Source organism: Rossellomorea aquimaris, assembly GCF_008180865.1.
Taxonomy (GTDB): domain Bacteria; phylum Bacillota; class Bacilli; order Bacillales; family Bacillaceae_B; genus Rossellomorea; species Rossellomorea yichunensis.
In genome coordinates this window covers 1-25,863 of record NZ_VTEX01000005.1, presented here as the reverse complement: position 1 = coordinate 25,863, position 25,863 = coordinate 1, and the positions used below count along the sequence as shown (strand labels likewise).

The 25,863-nt window shown below is 41.4% G+C and carries 24 protein-coding genes, 1 tRNA gene and 1 riboswitch; of the genes, 24 read left to right on the top strand and 1 reads right to left on the bottom strand.

The window, feature by feature from the left end; translation table 11 throughout:
- The first annotated feature begins 43 nt into the window (after positions 1–43).
- The 9 genes from FZC88_RS17995 to FZC88_RS17955 all read left to right on the top strand — a co-directional run bounded on the left by FZC88_RS17995 (position 44) and on the right by FZC88_RS17955 (position 10,590).
- Positions 44–451 (top strand): DUF350 domain-containing protein, encoded by a 408-nt coding sequence (locus FZC88_RS17995; RefSeq protein ID WP_148969871.1) that lies wholly within the window; start codon positions 44–46, stop codon positions 449–451.
- A gap of 368 nt (positions 452–819) precedes the next feature.
- Positions 820–2,514, top strand: a complete 1,695-nt coding sequence (locus FZC88_RS17990; RefSeq protein ID WP_397541203.1) for a long-chain-fatty-acid--CoA ligase — start codon at positions 820–822, stop codon at positions 2,512–2,514.
- Between the two features lie 136 nt (positions 2,515–2,650).
- Entirely contained in the window at positions 2,651–3,238 is a 588-nt protein-coding gene (locus tag FZC88_RS17985; protein ID WP_113969555.1) for a TetR/AcrR family transcriptional regulator, read from the top strand.
- A gap of 21 nt (positions 3,239–3,259) precedes the next feature.
- Positions 3,260–4,030, top strand: coding sequence for an enoyl-CoA hydratase (locus FZC88_RS17980; protein WP_148969869.1), 771 nt, complete (start codon positions 3,260–3,262; stop codon positions 4,028–4,030).
- Between the two features lie 133 nt (positions 4,031–4,163).
- Positions 4,164–4,937 (top strand): electron transfer flavoprotein subunit beta/FixA family protein, encoded by a 774-nt coding sequence (locus FZC88_RS17975; protein ID WP_148995897.1) that lies wholly within the window; start codon positions 4,164–4,166, stop codon positions 4,935–4,937.
- Positions 4,938–4,979: 42 nt separating this feature from the next.
- Complete coding sequence (locus FZC88_RS17970) at positions 4,980–5,960, top strand: electron transfer flavoprotein subunit alpha/FixB family protein (protein WP_148995896.1); 981 nt, start codon at positions 4,980–4,982, stop codon at positions 5,958–5,960.
- 206 nt (positions 5,961–6,166) lie between these two features.
- Positions 6,167–6,481 carry a thioredoxin gene (trxA, locus tag FZC88_RS17965; RefSeq protein WP_148969866.1) on the top strand — a complete coding sequence of 105 codons (315 nt, stop codon included), beginning with the start codon at positions 6,167–6,169 and terminating at the stop codon, positions 6,479–6,481.
- Between the two features lie 418 nt (positions 6,482–6,899).
- Complete coding sequence (gene uvrC / locus FZC88_RS17960; protein WP_148995895.1) at positions 6,900–8,669, top strand: excinuclease ABC subunit UvrC; 1,770 nt, start codon at positions 6,900–6,902, stop codon at positions 8,667–8,669.
- A 311-nt stretch (positions 8,670–8,980) separates the two neighbouring features.
- Positions 8,981–9,159, top strand: a riboswitch (Lysine riboswitch).
- Positions 9,160–9,351: 192 nt separating this feature from the next.
- On the top strand, positions 9,352–10,590 hold the full coding sequence (locus FZC88_RS17955; protein WP_148995894.1) for an aspartate kinase: 1,239 nt from the start codon (positions 9,352–9,354) through the stop codon (positions 10,588–10,590).
- A gap of 90 nt (positions 10,591–10,680) precedes the next feature.
- Here the strand turns inward: FZC88_RS17955 and FZC88_RS17950 are convergent, their stop codons facing one another.
- The gene (locus FZC88_RS17950) at positions 10,681–11,118 is read right to left on the bottom strand and encodes a YslB family protein (protein WP_262371960.1); all 438 of its coding nucleotides are present in this window, start codon (positions 11,116–11,118) and stop codon (positions 10,681–10,683) included.
- A gap of 351 nt (positions 11,119–11,469) precedes the next feature.
- Here FZC88_RS17950 and FZC88_RS17945 point away from each other — a divergent pair, with 351 nt between their 5' ends.
- The 15 genes from FZC88_RS17945 (at position 11,470) to clpX (ending at position 25,276) form a co-directional block, all read left to right on the top strand.
- Positions 11,470–12,078: a succinate dehydrogenase cytochrome b558 subunit gene (locus FZC88_RS17945; RefSeq protein ID WP_148969863.1), complete on the top strand. Its 609-nt coding sequence runs from the start codon at positions 11,470–11,472 to the stop codon at positions 12,076–12,078.
- 72 nt (positions 12,079–12,150) lie between these two features.
- A complete protein-coding gene (gene sdhA / locus FZC88_RS17940) occupies positions 12,151–13,914 on the top strand; it encodes a succinate dehydrogenase flavoprotein subunit (RefSeq protein WP_148969862.1) in 1,764 nt (587 codons plus the stop codon).
- On the top strand, positions 13,914–14,681 hold the full coding sequence (sdhB, locus tag FZC88_RS17935) for a succinate dehydrogenase iron-sulfur subunit (protein ID WP_148970048.1): 768 nt from the start codon (positions 13,914–13,916) through the stop codon (positions 14,679–14,681). The genes sdhA and sdhB overlap by 1 nt, the downstream gene beginning before the upstream one ends.
- A 141-nt stretch (positions 14,682–14,822) precedes the next feature.
- A complete protein-coding gene (locus FZC88_RS17930; protein ID WP_148969861.1) occupies positions 14,823–15,284 on the top strand; it encodes an acyl-CoA thioesterase in 462 nt (153 codons plus the stop codon).
- 153 nt (positions 15,285–15,437) lie between these two features.
- Positions 15,438–15,662, top strand: coding sequence for a helix-turn-helix domain-containing protein (locus FZC88_RS17925; RefSeq protein ID WP_032087424.1), 225 nt, complete (start codon positions 15,438–15,440; stop codon positions 15,660–15,662).
- A 285-nt stretch (positions 15,663–15,947) separates the two neighbouring features.
- Positions 15,948–16,403, top strand: coding sequence for a MarR family winged helix-turn-helix transcriptional regulator (locus tag FZC88_RS17920; RefSeq protein WP_148995893.1), 456 nt, complete (start codon positions 15,948–15,950; stop codon positions 16,401–16,403).
- A 9-nt stretch (positions 16,404–16,412) separates the two neighbouring features.
- Positions 16,413–17,213, top strand: coding sequence for a glutamate racemase (racE, locus tag FZC88_RS17915; protein ID WP_148995892.1), 801 nt, complete (start codon positions 16,413–16,415; stop codon positions 17,211–17,213).
- Between the two features lie 368 nt (positions 17,214–17,581).
- Positions 17,582–18,658: a GerMN domain-containing protein gene (locus FZC88_RS17910; RefSeq protein ID WP_148969858.1), complete on the top strand. Its 1,077-nt coding sequence runs from the start codon at positions 17,582–17,584 to the stop codon at positions 18,656–18,658.
- 120 nt (positions 18,659–18,778) lie between these two features.
- A complete protein-coding gene (gene rph / locus FZC88_RS17905) occupies positions 18,779–19,516 on the top strand; it encodes a ribonuclease PH (protein WP_148995891.1) in 738 nt (245 codons plus the stop codon).
- 16 nt (positions 19,517–19,532) lie between these two features.
- The gene (locus FZC88_RS17900) at positions 19,533–20,129 is read left to right on the top strand and encodes an XTP/dITP diphosphatase (RefSeq protein WP_148995890.1); all 597 of its coding nucleotides are present in this window, start codon (positions 19,533–19,535) and stop codon (positions 20,127–20,129) included.
- 12 nt (positions 20,130–20,141) lie between these two features.
- On the top strand, positions 20,142–20,651 hold the full coding sequence (locus FZC88_RS17895; protein WP_148995889.1) for a metallophosphoesterase: 510 nt from the start codon (positions 20,142–20,144) through the stop codon (positions 20,649–20,651).
- A 165-nt stretch (positions 20,652–20,816) separates the two neighbouring features.
- Positions 20,817–20,893 (top strand) — tRNA-Arg (locus FZC88_RS17890).
- A 108-nt stretch (positions 20,894–21,001) separates the two neighbouring features.
- Positions 21,002–22,003 (top strand): tetratricopeptide repeat protein, encoded by a 1,002-nt coding sequence (locus FZC88_RS17885; protein ID WP_148995888.1) that lies wholly within the window; start codon positions 21,002–21,004, stop codon positions 22,001–22,003.
- A gap of 159 nt (positions 22,004–22,162) precedes the next feature.
- Positions 22,163–23,449 carry a trigger factor gene (tig, locus tag FZC88_RS17880; RefSeq protein WP_148995887.1) on the top strand — a complete coding sequence of 429 codons (1,287 nt, stop codon included), beginning with the start codon at positions 22,163–22,165 and terminating at the stop codon, positions 23,447–23,449.
- A gap of 555 nt (positions 23,450–24,004) precedes the next feature.
- Entirely contained in the window at positions 24,005–25,276 is a 1,272-nt protein-coding gene (clpX, locus tag FZC88_RS17875) for an ATP-dependent protease ATP-binding subunit ClpX (RefSeq protein ID WP_113969530.1), read from the top strand.
- Positions 25,277–25,863: the final 587 nt, after the last annotated feature.

Here is a 25,863-nt window from a genome sequence, read left to right as displayed (position 1 = left end):
AATAATAGAGTGGTTTAAATAAAGCGGTAAAGGGAGCTTTACGATGAAGAACTTTTGGGAAAATGAATTTGTTCAAACGGCTGGGAATTATAGCGTGGTCATACTATGTTTGGTCCTGTTCTTAGCTATCTTCGAACTGGTCACAAAGTATAAGAATTGGGAAGAAATAAAAAAAGGCAACTTGGCCGTGGCGATGGCAACTGGTGGGAAAATATTTGGGATTGCGAATATTTTCCGCCACTCCATCAGCCACAATGATACCATCCTGACAACAATCGGATGGGGTGTGTTTGGCTTTTTTCTATTACTGATCGGCTATTTCATTTATGAATTCCTCACACCCAAATTTAAAATCGATGAAGAAATCGCTAATGATAACAGGGCGGTTGGCTTCATTTCATTAGTTATTTCAGTTGGTTTATCCTATGTCATAGGAGCCGGTATATCGTAAGGAGAGGGAATATGGAAACATTGGCAAAGGTATTGCTCACTTTATGTGGGGGCTTTTTACTCGTTGGGATCATTTATATGCTGTTCTTTACGTAACGTTTGAATAACGAGATACAAAACAATCGATGCACTCTGTGAAGAGAGCTTGGAGATTGAAACAATGCTAAAATAATAATAATGTACGAGCAGACTGTCATATGGTTGAATAGGCAGTCTTTTTTCTTTATTAAAATCATCTGTAAGGAAGGTCAAGCCTGAGAAATAGGAAAAAAGTATCGAGTGGATTGATTTCAAATTGTAACTGAAGTCCCCTTATATTATAATAGTGAATAGAAGAAATTTTCTAAAAATTCACAAGGAGGGATTACAATGAATAAACCATGGTTTGCTGAATATCCAGCAGAGATTCCCACGGAGTTAAATTTAATCGAAAAACCACTGCAGTCCTATTTAACTGAAGCAGCGACCCTTTATAGCAGTAAGGTTGCCATTCAATTTATGGGCAAGGAAATGACCTACACAGAATTACATGAATCCGCACTCAAGTTCGCTCATTACCTTAAGACCCTTGGAATTAAGAAAGACGATCGGGTTGCGATCATGCTGCCGAATACTCCTCAATCCGTAATCGCGTACTATGGCATTCTCTATGCAGGTGGAATTGTCGTACAGACCAATCCTTTATATATGGAAAGGGAAATTGAATACCAAATGAAGGACTCAGGTGCCAAAGTGATGCTGACATTGGATATTTTATATCCAAGAGTGTCAAAAGTAATGAAGAATACCGGACTTGAGCACATTATTGTAACCGCTATCAAAGACTACCTTCCATTTCCTAAAAATCTCATCTACCCATTCATCCAGAAGAAACAATACGGCATTGTTGTGAAAATCGACCATTCAGGACAGAATCATTTATTTACGGAGATCATGAAAACAGCCAAACCGGAAAGTACCGATCATGAATTTGACTTTGAAAACGATGTGGCTCTTCTTCAGTACACAGGCGGAACGACAGGTTTCCCAAAAGGGGTTATGCTTACCCATAAGAACCTTGTCGCCAATGCCTCCATGTGTGATGCGTGGCTTTATAAATGTAAAAAAGGAGAAGAGCGTGTCCTTGGAATTCTTCCATTCTTTCATGTGTACGGTATGACAGCCGTTATGATATTATCCGTCATGCAGGGATATAAAATGATCTTACTCCCTAAATTTGATCCGGAAACAACTTTGAAAACCATTCAAAAGCAGAAACCGACCCTGTTTCCTGGTGCACCTACCATCTATATCGGCCTGCTGAATCATCCTGAACTGAAGAATTATGACTTATCCTCCATCGATTCATGCCTTAGTGGTAGTGCCCCATTGCCTGTTGAAGTGCAGCAGCAATTCGAAGACGTCACCGGCGGGAAACTGGTTGAAGGGTATGGATTGACTGAATCTTCACCTGTCACACATTCCAATTTCCTTTGGGATAAAGAAAGAATAAAGGGAAGCGTCGGAGTTCCTTGGCCAAGTACGGATGCAGCCATCTTCTCACTGGAAACAGGAGAACCGCTTCCACCGAATGAAATGGGTGAAATTGTCGTGAAAGGTCCTCAAGTGATGAAGGGTTACTGGAATCGTCCAGAGGAAACCGAACAAACTTTAAGGGATGGCTGGCTATTGACCGGAGATTTGGGGTATATGGATGAGAGAGGTTACTTCTATGTTGTGGATCGCAAAAAGGATATGATCATTGCGGGAGGATTTAATATTTACCCTCGTGAAATCGAAGAGGTCCTTTATGAACATCCTGCGATTCAAGAGGTTGTAGCTGCAGGTGTTCCGGATGAATACAGAGGAGAAACCGTAAAGGCGTATGTGGTCCTGAAAGAAGGGGAAGTCCTGACAGAGGAAGAACTCAATGAATTTGCCCGTAAATACCTGGCTGCCTACAAGGTGCCCCGGATCTATGAATTTAGAAAAGAGCTTCCCAAAACGGCTGTTGGAAAAATATTACGCAGAGCACTTGTAGAAGAAGAACGCCAAAAAATAGAGGAAGAACAGAAAACAAGTTAAATGAATACCATTGGGCTTTTTCTTTTTGTTGTAAAATGGGACAAGGCATCTCTTCTTGACAAGTAAAGAGAAACCTTTTATTATAAAAATATGAATGAACAGTCATTCATATTTTCTTAAGGCAGGTCAAGAACTCATGAAACGAAATAAACCTAAATACAAGCAAATTATCGATGCTGCTGTTATAGTTATAGCAGAAAATGGTTATCATCAGGCACAAGTATCCAAGATTGCGAAGCAGGCTGGAGTCGCTGATGGAACGATTTATCTCTATTTTAAAAATAAAGAAGATATCCTGATTTCGTTGTTTAAAGAAAAAATGGTACTCTTTGTGGAAAAAATTGAGGAAGTTATAGCAGGAAAACAGACAGTTTCAGAGAAATTATTAGTGATGATTGAAAATCATTGTAAAATTCTGTCGGATGATCACCATCTGGCGATTGTGACACAACTGGAGCTCAGGCAGTCCAATAAAGATATCCGCTTAAAGATCAACGATGTATTAAAAGGATATCTGCAATTAGTCGATAAAATTCTGATTAGCGGAATAGAATCCGGTGAATTTTCAAGTGATCTGGATGTCAGGCTGGCTCGTCAAATGATCTTCGGTACTCTGGATGAAATGGTGACAACGTGGGTGATGAACGAACAGAAATATGACTTAGTAGCTCAAGTCCCTGCTATTCACAAACTATTACTTCATGGGTGTGGCGGCAGGAACTAAATTAGTTTAGGGGGATGAGAGATGGAAAGTTTATCATGGTCATTAGAGGGAAAGGTAGCAACGGTTCTGATTCAAAGACCTCCTGCTAATGCTTTAGCCAGTGGACTTATTAAAGAAATCGATTCAGTTCTGGATGAGCTTGAAGAAAACGCTGAAGTCCGGGTGATCTTACTGAAGGGTGAGGGTCGATTCTTCTCTGCAGGAGCTGACATTAAAGAATTCACAACGATTGAAACGGGTGAAGAATTCTCTAAATTGGCGAAAAAAGGCCAGGACGTTTTTGAACGGATGGAGAACTTTTCAAAGCCGATCATTGCAGCAATCCATGGCGCAGCTCTAGGCGGTGGTTTGGAGCTTGCAATGGGATGTCACATCCGATTGGTAAGCGAGAATGCAAAGCTCGGTCTACCGGAGCTTCAATTAGGACTTGTACCCGGATTTGCAGGCTCTCAGCGCTTGCCGAAATTGGTTGGAAGAGCAAAAGCGGCAGAAATGCTATTAACGAGTGAGCCAATCAGTGGAACAGAAGCTGTACAGTGGGGACTTGCCAATAAAGCATATCCTGAGGATCAGCTCTTCGATAAAGCGAAGGAAATGGCCGATAAGATAGCGAAGAAAAGCCCAGGGGCGATGAAAGCAGCCATTGAGTTGTTAAGTTATACTAAAGATGATCGTTTCTATGAAGGTGTAATGAGAGAATCGGATCTTTTCGGTGAAATTTTTGTATCCGCTGATGCCAAAGAGGGTATTTCAGCTTTTGTTGAAAAGAGAGAACCACACTTTAAAGGCTAGAATACATTCTTGTAATATAGTAAACTCTTATTGAGGGGCAGTCTTGAATGTTCAAGCTGCCCATTCAAAGGGGTTAAATTGTCAAAATCTTTTTAAGGGAAAGAATGTTTACATTATTAGGAGGGACTTACGCATGAACATCTATGTACTTTTGAAAAGAACGTTTGATACCGAGGAGAAAATTTCGATCCAAAACGGTCAAATTGCTGAAGATGGAGCTGAATTTATCATAAATCCTTACGATGAATATGCAGTGGAAGAAGCTATTCAAGTTCGCGATGCACATGGTGGAGAAGTGACGGTTGTGACAGTTGGCGGAGAAGAAAGTGAAAAGCAACTGAGAACAGCACTGGCAATGGGTGCAGATAAAGCAGTCCTGATCAACACAGAGGATGACCTTGATCATGGTGATCAATTCACTACAGCCAAAATCCTTGCCCACTATTTGAAAGAACAGGAAGTAGATTTAATCCTGCCAGGTAATGTCGCCATTGACGGTGGATCTGGACAAGTTGGACCACGTGTGGCAGAACAGCTTGATATTCCTTATGTAACTACGATTACGAAATTAGAAATTGATGGCGGAACGGTAACGGTCACACGTGACGTAGAAGGGGATTCAGAAGTAATTGAAACATCCCTGCCTTTACTGGTAACGGCACAACAAGGTTTGAACGAGCCTCGTTATCCATCACTGCCAGGAATCATGAAGGCAAAGAAAAAGCCTCTTGATGAAGTGGAATTGGATGATTTGGATTTAGATGAAGATGAAGTAGAAGCGAAAACAAAAACAATTGAAATCTACCTTCCACCGAAGAAGGAAGCAGGTAAAGTGTTAGAAGGCGAATTGGATGCTCAAGTATCAGAGCTTGTTTCACTTCTTCGTAATGAAGCGAAAGTTATATAAGGCAAGGTCACAGGAATAACTAACATTCAGGGGGTATTTAACATGGCGAGAAAAGTATTGGTACTTGGAGAAGTTCGGGACGGATCATTACGTAATGTTTCCTTTGAAGCAATTGCGGCAGGTAAAATAGTAGCTGAAGGCGGAGAAGTGGTAGCCGTTTTGATTGGTAAAAGTGTAAGCGCTTTAGGGGAAGAAATGATTCAGTATGGAGCAGACAAAGTAGTGGTTGTCGAAAACGATAAGCTGGAACAATATACTTCGGACGGTTATTCACAAGCGATTCTTTCTGTGATTGAGGAAGAGAAACCAGAAGGGATCATCTTTGGACATACTGCCCTTGGGAAAGACTTATCTCCTAAAGTGGCAAGCAAATTAAGTTCAGGATTGATCTCGGATGCGACAGATCTTGAGGAAGCTGGCGGAAACCTTGTTTTCACAAGACCGATTTATTCAGGAAAAGCATTTGAAAAGAAAATCGTGACTGACGGATTGATTTTTGCGACGATCCGCCCTAATAACATCGAGCCATTAGCGAAAGATGAGTCACGCACAGGAGAAGTCACTTCCCTTTCCGTCGACATCAAGGACTTACGTACAATTATTAAAGAAGTCGTTCGTAAAGCGAGCGAAGGTGTAGACTTATCTGAAGCGAAAGTCATCATCGCCGGAGGACGCGGAGTGAAAAGTGAAGACGGATTCAACCCTCTTAAAGAACTGGCGGATGTTCTTGGTGGAGCTGTAGGAGCATCACGTGGAGCATGTGATGCCGACTATTGTGACTATTCCCTGCAAATTGGTCAAACAGGTAAGGTCGTAACGCCTGACCTATATATTGCATGTGGTATTTCTGGAGCAATCCAGCATTTAGCGGGTATGTCGAATTCTAAAGTCATCGTTGCGATCAATAAAGATCCTGAAGCGAACATCTTTAACGTAGCGGATTATGGAATCGTGGGTGACCTGTTCGAAGTGGTACCGATGCTGACTGAAGAGTTTAAAAAGCTTAAAGTATCTTCTTCTTAATTCAATTCACGTTTCAAGTAGCGACTAAAGGGTATAAGCATATTATGTAGTGAAAATAAGGATGCAGCCGGATGGCTGCTCCTTATTTTTCTTCCCTGTATATTCCGTTATCTGAAGGGAATATTACCTACGAGCAGATTAATAGCATCACAAAAAAAACGGTGATATACTAACGTTACATTCAAAGATTTAGGAGGCGCATATAAATGGCAATTACACATGCTACTGATCAATCATTCTCAACTGAAACAAATTCCGGACTGGTATTAGCGGATTTCTGGGCACCTTGGTGTGGACCTTGTAAAATGATCGCTCCAGTACTGGAAGAGTTAGATGGAGAAATGGGCGACAAAGTGAAAATCGTCAAAGTTGACGTTGATGAAAATCAGGAAACAGCAGGTAAATACGGGGTTATGAGTATCCCGACTTTAGTTGTCCTTAAAGATGGCGAAGTTGTAGACAAAGTAATCGGTTTCCAACCTAAGGAAGCACTTGCTGAACTATTAAACAAACACGTATAAGATAATCTTTGATACACCGGGCCTCGATTTGTGAGCCCCGGTGTTTTATTGTATTAAACTATCTATCAGACAGTTGGATCCTGAGCATGCAGCCCTGATACTTGTTGCCTTTGACCAAGCCGCCTCGTTTTAAGGGAATCAAAAAAATCAGATAAATGTTAAACCTTAAACCAACTTTAAATTGGAATCCATTCATTGAAAGCCTTACAATAGGCTAAGAAGGAATTCCAGACTGAGTTGGTTTTTATATGAAGAGAAACGAAAAAAATAAAAAGTGACAAACAATAAAAATGAACTTCCTTTTACTTCACTCTATTCTCCGGGATACCAAAGTGAAAAAATATTCACAGGAACAACTCGATCCTGTTTATTCAACAAACACCGTCTATAACAGGGCAGACAAGAAGGGAGAGAGTCGATGAACCCTACCATTACGAATAAATTAGCTCTATTACCGGATCAACCCGGTTGTTATTTGATGAAAGACAGACAAGGTACGATTATTTATGTGGGGAAAGCGAAAGTATTGAAGAATCGTGTGCGCTCTTATTTCACCGGTTCTCATGATGCCAAGACTCAACGGCTGGTAGGTGAAATCGAGGACTTCGAATACATCATGACTTCATCTGATCTTGAAGCCCTGGTGCTTGAAATGAACCTGATCAAAAAATATGATCCTAAATACAATGTCATGTTAAAGGATGATAAAAGCTATCCGTTTATCAAGTTAACGAACGAGAGACACCCAAGACTTATTACGACCCGCAAAGTCCAAAGGGGGAAAGGGCGTTACTTTGGACCGTATCCCAACGCAGGAGCCGCTAATGAAACGAAAAAGCTTCTGGATCGTCTGTATCCGTTACGAAAATGCACGACCCTTCCTGATCGGGCATGTCTTTACTATCATATGGGTCAATGTCTTGCTCCTTGTATCAAAGAAGTAAGTAAAGACACTTATAGAGAAATGACTGACGAAATTTCCAGGTTCCTGAATGGCGGATATAAAGATATCAAGAATCAATTAACGGTGAAAATGAATGAAGCAGCAGAGAATCTGGAATTTGAGAGAGCGAAGGAATTCCGCGATCAAATCCTTCACATTGAAGCGACAATGGAGAAGCAAAAGATGACCATGACCGATTTCACTGATCGGGATGTGTTCGGATATTCCGTTGATAAAGGCTGGATGTGTGTTCAGGTATTCTTTGTGCGTCAAGGTAAGCTCATTGAGCGGGATGTGTCACTCTTCCCACTCTATAATGAACCCGAGGACGAATTTCTGACTTTCTTAGGTCAGTTTTATTCGAAGTCCAATCATTTTAAGCCAAAGGAACTTTTCTTGCCTGAGGAGATTGATGAAGAATTGGCGGCTAAGCTGATCGAGGTGAAAATCACCAAGCCTAAACGGGGAAAGAAGAAAGAGTTGGTCAAGCTTGCCGAAAAGAATGCGAAACAGGCACTTGAAGAAAAGTTCGCCTTGATTGAAAGAGATGAAGAACGGACGATTAAGGCGATCGAACGTCTCGGGGAGCATATGGGCATTTATACTCCTTTCCGGATCGAAGCATTTGATAACTCGAATATCCAGGGTTCGGATCCTGTGTCTGCAATGATCGTATTCCTCGACGGGAAACCTGCGAAGAAAGAGTATCGAAAGTATAAGATTAAAACCGTGAAGGGGCCTGATGATTATGAATCCATGCGGGAGGTCGTACGCAGACGGTATTCAAGAGTTTTAAAAGATGGTCTTCCTTTACCCGATCTCATTATCATCGATGGGGGGAAAGGGCAGATTGAAGCGGCGAGGGATGTCATTGAGAATGAATTGGGGTTGGATATCCCACTTGGCGGCCTTGCAAAAGACGATAAGCATCAGACATCGGAACTGCTGTATGGGAATCCATTGCAAATCGTTCCTCTTGAAAAGAGAAGCCAGGAATTCTACTTACTACAGAGGATCCAGGATGAAGTCCACCGATTTGCCATCACCTTCCACAGACAGCTCAGAGGAAAAAGCGCATTCCAGTCTACCCTCGACGACATTGACGGCATAGGACCGAAACGGAAGAAGCAGCTCCTCAAACATTTTGGCTCCATGAAGAAGATGAAAGAAGCAACGGTGGATGAGTTTATTGAGATAGGGATTCCGGAAGCCGTGGCTATTGTATTGGCTGAGAAGTTGAAGTAGGTAATAGTAAAACAAGTAAGAATGTGTTTTCTTTTAATTGGGCTTATATTTAAAAGAGTGTTGTTTTTATAATGGTATTGTTTCGAAGTAACTGGTTGACTATGATAGTTGATTGGAGCGGAAGGTGCTCAACTCACGCCCCCCGCGGAAAGCGAGCACCTGTAGCGGAAATCAACCACTCTCGCTCCTATTAACTATCAAAAAGGTTTACGACGTGAAACAAAAAATGAATTTTATTTTGAATTGTGCATTGAATCATAATTTTTTGTATGCTATAATTAACGAAAATTTATAACATTATCACTTTTTAAAGTGGTGATAGAGGTGCGAACTTCAAAAGTACAGGTAAAGAGGAGTATGAGCTCTGTTGAGATGCCTGGAAAGGGGAGAGTCGCCGAAGTGGTTTCGGTCTCATGCTGATTCCGCTGGTTCTACGTTTAAGAAATGTAGGATTGTCAAGATGATTCAATCTTGGAGAGCTATCTCACAATGCCCATGAACCTATTTAGTATGTTCTGCTGTATGTTCATAAAGCAATGAGATATTATTCTCATTGCTTTTTTTATTATCCAGCGCAGGTGATGAACCTGTTCCATGAACGTTTAGGATGATTGTGATTGTACTCTTCACCATCAAAGAATGAGTCTTAACCAAGCACTCGAGTGAGAAAGAGGGAGAAGCAGTGAGTATTATTGTTCAAAAATTCGGTGGGACTTCAGTAGGTTCTGTGGAAAGAATTCAAAATGTTGCGTCAAGAATCGCAGAAGAAAAAGAAAGAGGAAATGATGTTGTGGTCGTGGTATCCGCCATGGGGAAAACGACGGATACACTTGTTGGATTGGCAAGGGAAATTACATCGCAACCTAGTAAGAGAGAGATGGATATGCTTCTTTCTACAGGGGAGCAAGTCACCATTTCGCTCCTGACGATGGCCCTGATTCAATCCGGACACGATGCCATCTCATTCACCGGCTGGCAGGCCGGGATCGAGACGGAGTCCGTTCACAGTAATGCGAGGATCACCAATATCCATACTGAAAAGATGTTGAGTCACCTTGAATCGGGAAGAGTGGTGATCGTAGCGGGATTCCAAGGGATGACTGAATCTGGGGAAATTACAACTCTCGGTCGTGGGGGATCGGATACAACCGCCGTGGCGATCGCGGCTGCCCTGAAAGCAGAGCGCTGTGATATTTATACAGATGTAGACGGGGTATACACAACGGACCCTCGTTATATTAAAGGAGCAAGGAAATTACCGTCCATTTCATATGATGAAATGTTGGAACTCGCTAATTTAGGGGCTGGAGTCCTGCATCCACGGGCAGTGGAATTTGCCAAGAATTATCAAATTCCATTAGAAGTCAGATCCAGTATTGAGAAAATTGAAGGAACGTATATTGAGGAGGAAGCAAGCATGGAACAAAACCTGATCGTGAGAGGCGTAGCATTTGAAGGTGAAATCACACGTGTAACTGTATTTGGACTAGGAAACGCATTAACGGGACTATCTTCAGTGTTTACCACCTTAGCCAAAAATCACTTGAATGTAGATATTATCATTCAAAGCCAAACCGATCAGAATACGACCAATTTATCATTCTCTATTAAAGAACAGGACCTGGTGGAAACCCTTGCTGTTCTGGAACGAAACAAAGAGCAATTAGGCTTTACCCATGTTGAGCATGAAAGTGAGCTTGCAAAAGTATCGATCGTTGGCTCCGGTATGATCTCAAATCCAGGTGTGGCAGCGGAAATGTTCGAAGTGTTAGCTCAAAACGACATTGTGGTGAAAATGGTCAGCACGTCTGAAATCAAAGTATCTGCTGTCGTAGACGAGGAAAATATGCAAAAAGCAGCAGGTGTCCTACATACTGCATTTAACCTGGATGCGGTGAAGATGGAAGAAATCACGTTATAATACTAAAGGAGCAGAAAGCGGAACAAGTGAAAAAGGGTTGCCTGTCATGGGCAACCCTTTATTAGAGTAGGAAAAGGATGTCGGTAAGGACTACTCTACTTTATCTTTCTCGTCCCATCTTACAATCACTTTCACTGAATGACTCCGTTTATGTAGTTCGTCGGCAGCCTCTGCCACACATTTCTTTTGTAACTGTACTTGTTCGGCTAGAAAGCCCGTTTCCAGTTTGAATGTTACATCCGACTTTAAGGCAAGGCGTCGTTCTAACACCGGTCCGCTTATTTCAAAGGTCATCTCATTCTTTTTTTGTTCCAGCAGTGTAAGAGTTCCCCAGCCGGCTTCAGCGAAAAACGATATCAGTTCCTCTGATGACTGAAGGGGGAATTTCCGAGAGAGCTGTTTTCCACCCCAGTATAATATATCGGGTGTATGCTTTCCTAAAATTTCTGGAATCAATATGTCACGTAACATTTCATATCCGAAGATTGGAACGGACGGTTGATGTACTTCTTCTTTTTTCTGTTCCAAGTAAATCCCCTCTTTCTATAAAACTATTATATACATGAAAAGTGGATTTATCATCCCATACCTTGAAAAATGACCTTGGGATATTTTGGTGATATAATTTTTATTTGATATTTATTTGAATTTTCGAACATTTAACGTGGCAATACCTCATCTTTTCTGTTATCAATAAATTGAAAATATTTTTGCGGTATTGTCGAAATTATGTATACGTTTTCTTGACGCTTCCACTCCTTGGGAGTAAAATGGACATGTCACATTATTGTTACAATATAAAATATGTATCGTCGTCTAATCATTCTTGAAAATTCATTAGAAAACGAATTCATATTTTATCATTAAGGGGGGTAAATCATGGCTGGAAATCGAGAATTTAATTATCGCAGGCTTCATTCATTGCTAGGTGTTATTCCAGTTGGATTATTTTTAACACAACATTTAGTCGTGAACCATTTTGCCACTGGCGGGGAAGAATCATTTAACCAGGCGGCACACTTCATGGAAAGTTTACCTTTCCGTTATATCCTTGAAATTTTTATCATCTTCCTTCCATTGTATTTCCATGCAATCTACGGAATTTACATTGCATTCACGTCTAAGAACAATGCAAGTAAGTTTGGTTATTTCCGTAACTGGATGTTTTTACTTCAACGTGTGTCTGGAGTAATCACATTTATTTTTGTTACTTGGCATGTATGGGAAACAAGGGTAGCAGCAGCATTTGGGGCTGAAGTGAACTTTCAAATGATGGAAAACATCTTATCTAATCCATTTATGCTAGGATTTTATGTGCTGGGTGTTCTTTCAACGATCTTCCACTTTGCGAATGGTTTATGGTCATTCTGCGTGAGCTGGGGAATTACAGTTTCACCTCGTTCTCAATTAATTGCTACATATGTTACGATCGGAATCTTTGTAGCGTTATCGGTTGTCGGTATGCGTGCAATTTTTGCCTTCGTATAAGAAGAAATAGATACGAGTCTAATAGATTAAATAAGTGCTCTCGAAGTATGGTAGGAAAAGGAGTGAGTCACGATGAGTAAAGGCAAAATCATCGTTGTCGGTGGCGGTTTAGCCGGCCTGATGGCCACAATTAAAGCAGCAGAAAAAGGAACGCAAGTAGATTTATTCTCACTGGTACCCGTTAAGCGTTCTCACTCTGTATGTGCACAAGGTGGTATTAACGGAGCCGTTAATACCAAGGGAGAAGGAGACTCTCCTTGGGAACATTTTGATGATACAGTGTATGGTGGGGATTTCTTAGCGAATCAACCGCCCGTTAAAGCAATGACTGAAGCGGCACCGGGAATTATTCATTTACTCGATCGTATGGGAGTAATGTTTAATCGTACACCGGAAGGATTACTGGATTTCCGTCGTTTCGGTGGAACGCAGCATCATAGAACAGCTTTCGCGGGTGCTACGACCGGGCAACAATTATTGTATGCCTTGGACGAGCAGGTTCGACGTCATGAAGTAGCCGGGCTAGTGAATAAGTTCGAAGGTTGGGAATTCCTTGGAGTCGTTGTGGATGACGAAGGAGTGGCAAGAGGAATCGTTGCTCAAAACCTGCAAACGATGGAAATTAAATCGTTTGCAGCTGATGCCGTGATCATGGCAACCGGTGGCCCTGGAATTATCTTCGGTAAATCCACGAACTCTGTCATTAATACAGGTTCAGCCGCATCGATCGTATATCAACAAGGTGCATATTATGCAAATGGTGAGTTCATTCAAATTCACCCGACAGCCATCCCTGGGGACGATAAGCTTCGCCTCATGAGTGAATCGGCCCGTGGTGAAGGGGGACGAGTCTGGACGTATAAAGACGGTAAGCCTTGGTACTTCCTTGAAGAGAAGTATCCTGCATATGGAAACCTTGTACCACGTGATATCGCAACACGTGAAATCTTTGATGTGTGCGTAAACCAAAAGCTTGGTATTAACGGTGAAAATATGGTCTACCTGGATCTTTCTCATAAAGATTCGAAAGAGCTTGATATTAAGCTTGGAGGAATCATCGAAATCTATGAGAAGTTCATGGGTGATGACCCACGTAAAGTACCAATGAAAATTTTCCCTGCGGTTCACTATTCAATGGGTGGACTATGGGTGGATTATGATCAAATGACCAATATCCCTGGTTTATTCGCTGCTGGTGAGTGTGATTATTCTCAGCACGGAGGTAACCGCTTAGGAGCGAACTCATTACTATCCGCTATATATGGTGGTATGGTTGCGGGTCCTAATGCTATTAAATATATTGCAGGACTTGAGAAAACTGTTGAATCCGTACCTTCTTCTTTATTTGACCGCTATGTAAAACAGGAAGAAGAAAAATGGAACAACATCATGTCCATGAATGGTACTGAGAATGCCTATGTCATTCATAAAGAACTTGGTGAGTGGATGACGGATAACGTGACTGTTGTTCGTCATAACGATAAGCTGAAACAGACAGATGAAAAGATCCAGGAATTAATGGAACGTTACCAAAACATCAATATCAATGACACTGCTAAATGGAGCAACCAGGGGGCAACATTCACACGTCAATTGTGGAACATGCTGCAACTTGCCCGTGTTATTACAATCGGTGCTTTAAATCGTAACGAGAGCCGCGGAGCTCACTATAAACCTGACTTCCCTGAACGTAATGATGAAGAATTCCTGAAAACGACGATGGCTAAATACAATGCTGCAACGAATTCACCTGAATTCCATTACGAGGAAGTAGATACTTCACTGATTGCACCACGGAAGCGTGACTATTCTAAGAAAAAAGGGGGAAATAAATGATGAGTGAAAACAAAAGAGTCCGTTTTATCATTACTCGTCAAGATGGCCCGGAAACAGCCCCTTTCCAAGAAGAGTTCGAGCTTGATTACCGTCCGAATATGAACGTTATTTCTGCACTGATGGAAATCCGTCGTAATCCGGTCAATGCAAAAGGGGAACATACTACTCCGATTAACTGGGATATGAACTGTTTGGAAGAAGTATGTGGAGCTTGTTCAATGGTGATCAACGGGAAGCCAAGACAGTCTTGTACCGCTTTAGTTGATCAATTGGAACAACCGATCCGCTTGGAGCCTATGCGCACTTTCCCGGTTGTTCGTGACCTGCAGGTAGACCGCAGCCGCATGTTCGACAGCTTAAAGAAAGTAAAAGCATGGATTCCGATTGATGGAACATACGATCTTGGTCCCGGACCTCGTATGCCTGAGAAGAAACGTCAGTGGGCATATGAATTGTCGAAGTGTATGACATGTGGAGTTTGTTTGGAAGCATGTCCGAACGTAAACAGTAAATCGGACTTCATCGGTCCTGCTCCATTATCACAGGTCCGTTTGTTCAATGCCCATCCAACGGGTGCGATGAATCAGGATGAGCGTCTTGAGTCGATCATGGGTGACGGAGGCCTTGCAAACTGCGGGAACTCTCAGAACTGTGTTCAATCATGTCCAAAGGGGATTCCTCTAACGACTTCGATTGCAGCACTGAACAGAGAGACGACTTTCCAAATGTTTAAAAACTTCTTCGGAAGCGACCATATGGTTGATTAACAGTTAAACAAAAAGCACTTTCCTTTGGGGGAGTGCTTTTTTTTTGCTTTTAAGGTTTCTTATTTTTCAGAAAAAGCTTATAATAATGAATGACCATTCATTTTCTTATTCTATATTCATTTCCCAAAAGGAGGAGCCAATTTGAAACATTTTACATACATTGAAGATATAGTAACATGGCAAAAAGAATTTTCGTTTTCAATCCATATAAAGGTTCGGTTTTCCGAGACTGATATGTTTGGACATATGAACAATACAATTCCATTCACTTATTTCGAAGAAGCTAGAATCGAATTTCTTAAACACAAAGGGTTTATGCAAGACTGGGTAAAACCTGAACACGATACGATTCCTGTCGTTGCGGATCTACAATGTGATTTTGTCAAACAAGTATTCTTCGACGAACAGCTCAAGGTGTGTGTAAAGGCGAATAGTGTGGGGAAATCTTCAGTGGATTTACACTATATGGGTCTGAATGAGAAAGAAGAGGTTTGCTTTACAGGTAGAGGAACCATGGTCCAAATATCAAAACAGACTGGAAAAGGTGTCCCTTGGACGGAAGAAATGAAGGCAAAGCTTGACTGCAAAATGGCGGTTTCTTAGCCCAGTGTAGTATGTGAAAAACCGTTGCCTATTTTTCATTTAACTTCCTCCTCTATGTCACTCTAAACCCTCCCTTCACATATGATATTCTGACGACCAACAATACCCATCCCCGCGGTTTAAAGCTGGCGAAGGCAAGGAGGGTTACCATAATTGAAGGACAATGATTTTACACACAAACCGTTGCTCACCAAAAGAGAAAAAGAAGTATTCGAACTGTTAGTTCAAGACAAAACAACTAAAGAAATTGCTAGTGATCTATTTATTAGCGAGAAAACAGTTCGAAATCATATTTCCAACGCCATGCAAAAGCTTGGAGTGAAGGGGCGATCTCAAGCTGTTGTAGAGCTTCTTCGCATGGGGGAACTCAAGCTTTAAATGTAAGGGACTGATTCTAATGGCAAACAATTAACGGGTCTTCCGCGGATGCCTATTAATGTTTGAATGAGAGTCAGTCTCTTTTAGTTCTGTCCCATTTGCGAACTTGTCTTGAATTTTTACCCGAAAAAGGCGAAAATGCTAATAGGGGAAGTCTAGGCTGAAAGAAAGGCCGCTTTTGTCCCATAATATAATAGAAGCTAAAGCAGGAAGGTCTTATGTGATCGATTCCCGTTTTCAATAAGGAGTACATGTCCAGTTTCTGATTTTAAAAGGAGAGTAATCATGACGAATTCTAAAGAAATCATTGGAGAACTACAAGTTGTTGCAGATATAGAAAAAGACCTGCGATACATATCATCGATCATTAAACAAAAAGGAAGGGAAATATTAAGTCAGTACACCATCACTCCGCCGCAGTTCATCGCGTTGCAGTGGTTATTTGAGTATGGTGACATGACCATTGGTGATCTTTCAAATAAAATGTACCTTGCCTGCAGTACCACAACCGATCTCGTTGATAGAATGGAGAAAAATCAGTTGGTGGAACGTGTGAAGGATGAAAATGATCGCAGGGTCGTCCGGATTCATATGCTAAAAGAGGGCGAAAGGATTATTGAAGAAGTCATCAATAAAAGGCAAAATTATTTACAGAGTGTCCTGACGGATTTCTCCGAACAAGAAGTGTTACTATTAAAAGATAATTTAGCAAAGCTTCATCAAGAAATGAAACCAGAATGAGGGAATAACGTGATTCAACCAATTGGCATCATTGATTCTGGGGTTGGGGGGCTTACCGTTGCCAGAGAAGTGATGCGTCAGTTACCGAAAGAGACCATCTACTATCTTGGTGACACAGCCCGTTGTCCCTACGGACCCAGAACAGCTCAAGAAGTGAAAACATTCACATGGGAAATGACCCATTATCTAATGCAATATGACATGAAAATGCTGATCATCGCATGTAATACCGCCACTGCGGTTGTGCTGGATGAAATTCAGACCCATTTGGACATCCCGGTTATAGGCGTCATTCACCCTGGGGCCAGGGCGGCAATCAAGCATACTCATAATAAGAGAATCGGTGTCCTTGGAACAGTGGGGACGATTAATAGCGGTGCCTATGTAGAAGCGCTCCACTCCCTGCATGGCAGCTTGGATGTTACGTCACTGGCCTGTCCAAAATTTGTCCCTTTAGTAGAGAGTGGAGAATACAATAGCTCCATGGCGGACGAAATCGTAGAAGAGACTCTCCGCCCTATTAAAGATACGGATATTGATACGTTGATTCTGGGGTGCACCCACTACCCTCTATTACAGCCTAAGATCAAAGCCTACATGGGTCAGGGGATCAGTGTGATAAGCTCTGGAGATGAAACGGCACGGGAAGTAAGTACGATTCTTGATTATTACAATCTCCTATACAGGGGAGTACAAAAGCCTGAACACCGCTTTTTCAACACAGGGTCCTCGGCCATCTTTTCACGCATTGCCTCGGATTGGCTGACAGTTGGAGAAGTGAAAGCAGAAACCATTCGATTACAGGATTAGTATCTTGTGATCGGATGGTTCTTTTATTTTTTATGGGCAATCGGGGTATGAATGGGCTGAAAGTTGGTGAAATCCGCTATGGTGGAGGGATTTAACTACTTCGGGGGAATGAAGCGAGTGCGGTGGCAGGGGTATCGACCGTCATTTTAATTTATCAACCGTTATTCTGATTTATCGACCGTCATTTCAATATATCAACCGTTTTTCCAACATATCAACCGTTCTACAAAATTAGACACACCGCCGTTTAAGTTCAGGGCCAAGGCACCTCCGCATTAGGTTGTACTATTTTTATTAAAGTTTCGGTCTATTTTATAGAGCGGGCTCGTATATATGTTAGTACAAACTGTCTTTTAGGAGGTTTCCCAATGGCAAAAAAAGCAAAGGTGTCAATTGCTGTAACGGTTTTAGCTTCTTCTGTATATCTTTCAGGTTGTGGATTACTTAGTTTCGGTGATGATAAAGAGAAAATCGATCCTCCTCAAGACCTATCCTACTTAAAAGAAGGGGAGAAAGTGGATACGGCTAAAGGAGAAGACGCAGAAAAAGAGGTGAGCAAGGAAGAAGCGAAAGCAGAAACGGTCATGACAGAGCTTTATTTGATCGATAAAAATGGATATGTTGTCTCACAATCACTGCCGCTCCCAGGTGAAGATAGTGTGGCTAAACAAGCTCTTGAGTATCTGGTCGTAAATGGCCCGGTTCAAAATGTACTGCCGAATGGTTTTAGAGCCGTTCTTCCGGCAGATACGCAAGTGACAGTCGATATTAAAGACGGAACGGCCATTGCCGATTTCTCTCCGGAATTCAATAACTACCAGCCGGAAGATGAGCAGAAAATTCTTCAATCCGTCACGTGGACGCTTACTCAATTTGAATCTGTTGAAAAAGTAGAGCTTAGAGTGAACGGATATCCACTGACTGAAATGCCTGTTAACGGAACGCCGATTGATGAAAAAGGATTGACGAGAAAAGTCGGTATTAACGTGGATACTTCAGGTGTAGTGGATCCTACCAGTACAAAACCGTTAACGGTGTATTATGTGTCACAAACCGATGATAAATCGTATTACGTACCTGTTACCAAGCGCGTGAGCTCAAATTCAGTGGATGAAGTAACGGCAGTTGTGAATGAATTGATTGACGGTCCGGGGTATTCCTCTTCGCTTGCAAGTGATTTTACAGGTGCGAAACTATTAGACGAACCGAAACTTGAGGATGGGACCGTTACATTGAATTTTAACGAAGCAGTTTATGGAAGCCTTGAAGAAAAAATGGTTTCGGAACATATGTTGAATTCTCTCGTTCTCTCTTTAACGGAGCAAAAAGGAATTAAAGGAGTCTCTGTTTTAGTGAATGGTGAAGCAACGGTAGTGTCTAAAGACGGCGAAACCATCACAGAACCAGTGACAAGACCAGAAAATGTGAATGCAATTAGTTTTTAAATAACAATTTTTTGATATACTATTATAGAAGCATCCGAAAAGAGGTTGGCATATTGCCGCCTCTTCTATTTTTGATTAGACCGTTTTTACATAACGTAAGAAAATACAGGAGGTAATGATATGAGAACAGATGGTAGAGAAAAGAATCAATTGCGGAATATTGAGATCGAGACAGATTATGTGAAACATCCGGAAGGTTCCGTCCTTATAACGGTTGGAGAAACGAAGGTCATTTGTAATGCCAGCATCGAAGAACGAGTGCCTCCTTTTATGAGAAACAGTGGAAAAGGGTGGATCACGGCTGAATATTCCATGTTGCCAAGAGCAACGGAAACGAGAAACATTCGTGAATCTTCTAAAGGGAAGGTTTCAGGAAGAACAATGGAAATTCAACGTCTTATTGGAAGGGCATTAAGGTCTGTAGTCGATTTAGATGCTTTAGGAGAACGTACAATCTGGATTGATTGTGATGTCATTCAAGCAGATGGCGGGACGAGAACGGCTTCGATCACGGGAGCTTTCGTTGCTACGGCAATCGCAGTGGCTAAGCTTCAAGACAGCAAAAAAATCTCATCTTTTCCACTGAAAAGTTTCTTGGCAGCCACAAGTGTGGGTATTGTTGAAGAGCACGGGGCGGTTCTAGATTTGAATTATATTGAAGACAGCAGCGCATTAGTGGATATGAACATCATCATGACGGGTGAAGGCGAATTTGTAGAGCTGCAGGGAACAGGGGAAGAAGCAACCTTTACGATGGATCAATTGCATCAACTGTTAAAACTCGGACAAGAAGGAATCCACGAGCTATTCCAAATTCAGCAGCAATCATTAGGTGAAATAGTAAAGAGATTTCAATAAAGGGATGAGATTGTAGATGACAAAACGAGTGATCATAGCCACTAAAAACAGGGGAAAAGCAAAAGAATTTCAACATATGTTTGCTCCATACGGATATGAGGTACAAACATTACTAGACCTTCCTCATATTGAGGATGTTGAAGAAACCGGTGAAACGTTTGAGGAAAATGCCATTCTGAAAGCTGAAACGGTTGCGGAAATATTAGGTGAACTGGTGATCGCAGATGATTCCGGTTTGGCCATCGATGCCTTGGAAGGCCGTCCGGGAGTGTATTCTGCACGCTATGCCGGTGAAGAAAAGAGTGATGAGGCGAACATGGAGAAGGTATTAGGAGAGCTGGAATCTGTTGGAGAATCCGACCGCACCGCACGTTTTCACTGTGTTTTAGCGATTGCCGGACCAAATAGGGAAACCAGAACCGTTACAGGAACATGCGAAGGCACGATTTTACAAGAAAAGAGAGGAACGAATGGGTTTGGGTACGATCCGATTTTCTACGTTCCTGCTCTTGGAAAATCCATGGCTGAACTAACTCAAGAAGAGAAGAGTCAAATCAGCCATCGTGGAAACGCATTAAAAAAACTTAAGAACATAATCTCAGACTTTATTTAAAGGGTGAGCGGAATGAAACTATTGGTTGTAAGTGATAGTCACGGTTCAAGAGAAGAGCTATTGGAGCTATCGGAGAAATATCATTCTACCGTAGATGCCATGGTACACTGCGGAGATTCTGAATTAAGTGCAGATGATCCCGCATTATCCCCCTACCTTGTAGTGAGGGGGAACTGTGATATGGATGCCAGGCTACCCGACGACCTTATTGAAAAGGTAGAGGGCAGTTCAATCATGGTGACACACGGTCATGTGTATGGAATTAAAATGTCACTGATGAAGCTGCGTTATAGAGCAGAAGAAGTGGGAGCGCAATTTGTTTTCTTTGGCCATTCACACACACTCGGTGCAGAATTGAATAGTGGCACTTTGTTCTTGAATCCGGGAAGCATTCTTTTGCCAAGAGGCAGGAGAGAACACACCTACGCATTGGTAGAAGCAAACGATCAGGAAATAAAGGTAACATTCTTAACGAATGATCATGTAGTTCTGGACGATTTGACTCAATCCTTTCAATTGTAAAATCATTGTGGGAACCTGCCACGGCGGGTTCTCTTCCAATAGTTCAGTTAGAAAAAACGGTTCCGGAAAAATAAATAAAACAATAAATAAAACTTTTTTTGAAAATCTGTTGACTTATTGATGCTATGTGAATATAATAAATATTGTCCTTGAAAAACAAATCACGTCCCAGTAGCTCAGCAGGATAGAGCAACGGCCTTCTAAGCCGTCGGTCGGGAGTTCGAATCTCTCCTGGGACGCCATAAATCCTACATACACAAAGCTTACCTGAAAAGGGTAGGCTTTTTTTGTTATCCAAAAGATATCGTGCTAAACTAAAGGCAACTATAAAGTATAGGCAGGTACGTTTTATGACTAATGGAAACCATGAAGGAAAAGGAAAAATCGTCCAATTTCCAGGATTGAAGGATCGGCTGCTGGAAAAGGGTGTGCAGGCACTTGAGAAAGGAGAGGTTCATGAATCCTCTCAGTTGCTCACGCAAGCCTATGAATTAGAGCCTGATAATCCTGATATTAATACTGCACTCGTGCTTTCTCTTTATGAAAGCAAGCAGTACGACAAAGCCAGATACATATGTAAGGAGATGCTCCTTGAAGGGATCGGGGACTATTTCGAAGTCGTAGATATGTATTTGATGATTCTCATCCAGCTTCATCAGCACAGGGAAGTGGTCGACACGATCAATGCACTGTTTGATGAAAAAGAAGTGCCCTTTGAAAAGGAAGAACATTTCAGGAAACTACTCCAATTCAGTGAAAAAGTAGTGAACGGAAAAGCGCAAATTCCTGAAGAAGCATCAGAAGAGGATCAATCGTCTATCTTATCCGGGAAGAGCCTGGAGGAACAGACATTGATCGTGGCACAACTGGTTCATCGGAACATTCAACCGTTCATTGGGGAGTTGTTATCAGTTTTAAAGGAACCAGCCGCCCACCCATTTCTTCAAACGATGATCTTAAATGTTTTAAGGGAGCATGGAATGGATAAAGAAGTAGATGTAGCGAAGTTTGGGGTGAAGGAGCAGGTGTCTCCGTCCGCATTGGAAGATGTGTTCGAGTCTGATTTCTTTAGGTTGGTCACAGACGCTTTGGACGATCTGCTGGCACAAACGAATCCTACCCTATTTCAGCACGCTCAAGAATTACTGAAAAGGCATACCTTTCTTCTCTATCCTTTTACAATTGAGGAGGAACCGAAAGCAATCGCTTCGGTGTATGCATACTACACGGCAGGGATGTTTGCCGATGCCATCCTTGAAGAAGAGTTAAAAGACCAGGTTGAAAACACACAGTCTCAGTGGATTCTAACAAGACTTAAGGAACTAGAGGAAATTTCCTCTCCTAATATTTAAATGCTCTCTGTTGAAAGACAGTGGCTGTATGTTATAATGTAATGGTTGTAATGTAAAAGTTTTTCATATATTTACGATGATAGTGCTAGATTCATACGGGACTATCTACTACTATGCGTAAAAATACAAGATCAATTATAGATTGTTGGAGGGAACAGTATGTCTGCAAAATGGGAAAAGCAAGAAGGAAACCAAGGAGTACTTACAATTGAAGTTGAAGCTGCAAAAGTAAACGAAGGTTTGGACGCAGCATTCAAAAAAGTTGTAAAACAAGTTAACGTACCAGGATTCCGTAAAGGGAAAATGCCTCGCGGAATGTTCGAAAAACGTTTTGGTGTTGAATCACTTTACCAAGATGCTTTAGATTTCATCTTACCTGAAGCGTATGCGAAAGCAATCGAAGAAACTGGAATCGATCCAATCGACCGTCCGGAAATCGATGTTGAGCAAATGGAAAAAGGCAAAGAGCTTATCTTCACTGCTAAAGTACAAGTGAAACCAGAAGTGAAGCTTGGAGAATACAAAGGTCTTGAAGTAGAAAAAATGGAAACAGAAGTAACAGCTGAAGATGTAGAAGCTGAACTTACTTCACTTCAAGAAAAACAAGCTGAGCTAGCTGTAAAAGAAGAAGGCAAAGCTGAAGAAGGCGACACTGTAACAATGGATTTCGAAGGATTCGTTGACGGAGAAGCATTCGAAGGCGGCCAAGCTGAGAACTATTCTCTTGAATTAGGTTCAGGTCAATTCATCCCAGGTTTCGAAGAGCAATTAATCGGGGTTGCATCTGGAGAAGAGAAAGAAGTAGAAGTTAACTTCCCTGAAGAATACCATGCAGCTGAACTTGCCGGTAAGCCTGCTACATTCAAAGTGAAAGTCCACGAAATCAAAGCGAAAGAACTTCCGGCATTAGATGACGAGTTCGCTAAAGACGCAGACGAAGAAGTTGAAACGCTTGCTGAACTTAAAGAAAAAATCGAAAAACGTCTTCAAGAGTCTAAAAAGAACGAAGCTGAAACAGCCGTTCGTGAAACTCTTGTAAATAAAGCTTCTGACAACGCTGAAGTTGAAATTCCAGAAGTAATGGTAAAGGCTGAAGTAGACCGCATGATGCAGGAGTTCGAACAACGCCTACAAATGCAAGGTATGAACCTTGACCTTTACTTCCAATTCTCTGGTCAATCAGAAGAAGATCTTCGCGGTCAAATGACAGAAGATGCTGGTAAACGCGTTCGCACAAACCTAACACTTGAAGCAATCGCTGCAGCTGAAAACCTTGAAGTAACTGACGAAGAAGCAGAAGAAGAAGTTAACAAAATGGCTGAACAATACAACATGTCTGCTGATAACATCAAACAAGCTCTAGGCGGCCTTGACACACTTAAAGCTGACCTTAAAGTACGTAAAGCAGTAGAATTCCTTGTTGAAAACAGCAAAACTGTAGCATAATAAAAATAGCAAACAAGGCGCGATTTCTTCGTGCCTTGTTTTGTACAATGAACGGTCATATTACACCGTATTTTGGCTCATTCGTGTGAAACGAACGTTTCACACGCTTTTCAGCAGAGCTGAAAAGTTGCCACAGAAACAAAAAACGTATGAGCAAACGAGTTTGCTCCAGGCGTTTTTTGTTTCTGTGGCAAAATGAGCCAAAATACTATACTCTATCTAATAAGAAACTTTATCCATCAAACAAGAATAAGAACCACTATTTTTGGAAAAAGCTTATTTAACGGGGTTGCATTATTTTTCACCAGGAACATACATAATTAGATTTCTTACATTACCTGACTTCAATTGGACAAGATACTAACTAGCAATGTAAAATATTTGCTAAAATGCGTGTTACATAATAAGATGATTCTTAAGAATCGTATCAATTTCTTTACGAACATATAATATGATAAAATGCAGTACATAACTTTAGGTAATGGGATGTAAGAAATCGTTCGTTTATTGAAAATAGCACGATTTTATGAAGTTTTAACTAAGGGGTGAAAATCATTGTTTAAATTTAATGATGAAAAAGGACAACTGAAATGTTCTTTTTGCGGAAAAACACAAGACCAAGTTCGTAAACTAGTCGCTGGACCAGGTGTTTATATCTGTGATGAATGTATCGAACTTTGCACAGAAATCGTAGAAGAAGAGCTTGGAACGGAAGAAGAAGTAGAATTTAAAGACGTCCCGAAACCTCGTGAAATCCGGGAAATCCTGGACGAATACGTAATTGGTCAGGATCAGGCAAAGAAATCTCTGGCTGTAGCCGTATACAACCACTACAAGCGTATCAACTCAAGCAGTAAAGTCGATGACGTTGAATTGTCCAAGAGTAATATTGCGATGATCGGGCCGACAGGTAGCGGTAAAACATTACTGGCTCAAACACTTGCCCGTATTCTTAACGTTCCTTTCGCCATTGCTGACGCCACTTCACTGACTGAAGCTGGTTACGTAGGGGAAGACGTAGAGAATATTCTATTGAAATTAATTCAGGCAGCTGATTACGATGTTGAAAAAGCTGAAAAAGGAATCATCTACATCGATGAAATCGATAAAGTAGCACGTAAATCTGAAAATCCATCAATCACTAGAGACGTTTCAGGTGAAGGTGTTCAGCAGGCACTTCTGAAAATTCTTGAAGGTACGGTAGCAAGCGTTCCTCCACAAGGTGGTCGTAAGCACCCTCATCAGGAATTCATCCAAATCGATACGTCCAATGTACTATTCATTTGTGGTGGAGCATTTGATGGAATCGAACAAATCATTAAACGCCGTTTAGGTCAAAAGGTGATTGGCTTCGGTTCTGATCCTAAAAACGCTGAAGTAAAAGAAGACAAATCCCTTCTTTCTAAAGTTGTTCCTGAAGATTTATTGAAGTTTGGATTAATTCCAGAATTCATCGGTCGTTTACCTGTGATTTCAAGCCTTGAGCCTCTAGATGAAGAAGCGCTTGTTGAAATCCTGACAAAACCAAAAAATGCGTTAGTAAAACAATATCAAAAAATGCTTGAATTAGATGATGTAGAGCTTGAGTTCACTGAAGATGCTCTGCTTGAAATCTCTAAAAAAGCAATCGAACGTAAAACGGGTGCCCGCGGACTACGTTCAATCATCGAAACCATGATGCTGGATGTAATGTTCGATCTTCCTTCCCGTGATGATATTAAAAAATGTATCATTACGAAAGAAACGATCCTTGAAGATGCGGCTCCACATCTAATGCTCGAAGATGGAACCATGATCGACCCGAACGAAGAAAAAACATCAGCTTAACAACTTAAAGTAAAGCCAAGAATGATTATTCATTCTTGGCTTTTTTAATTCGTGAACAGCTGTACAGGAGACCCTCTGTCCTTGCATTGAAATTTAATATAGAAGCAGGAGAGCTATCATAATGAGGTTGTTTGCTGCTCCTTTGTAGATGGTATTGGAATAACCCCTCAACCTATCTACAAAAAAGAGTTTCTTTGTTTATCTCTGTCATTAGGCAGTTGGAATAGAAGCACAGAGTGGATTGTAGCGGAAGGCACTTGACTCCTGCGGGAAATAGAGGAAAGGTCGTGACCCCACAGGGCAAAGCCCGAGTTATCATGAACGAAAACTAGCTCCTTACTCGTAACATCGTAGGTTAATTTGGTTAGACTGTTTCTGAAGTAAAAACAAAAACCAAATCAGAGCTACATTACGGAAGGAGCTAGTTACTATGAAGGATACCATAAAATACGTTGGTTTAGACGTATCAAAAGAAAAAATTGCTGTCGCTATTGCGGAAGAAGGACGATTAGAACCAAGATACTGGGGGATGATTTCTCACACCCAGGAAGCTGTAAAGAAGTTGATGAAGAAACTTGGGAGTCCAG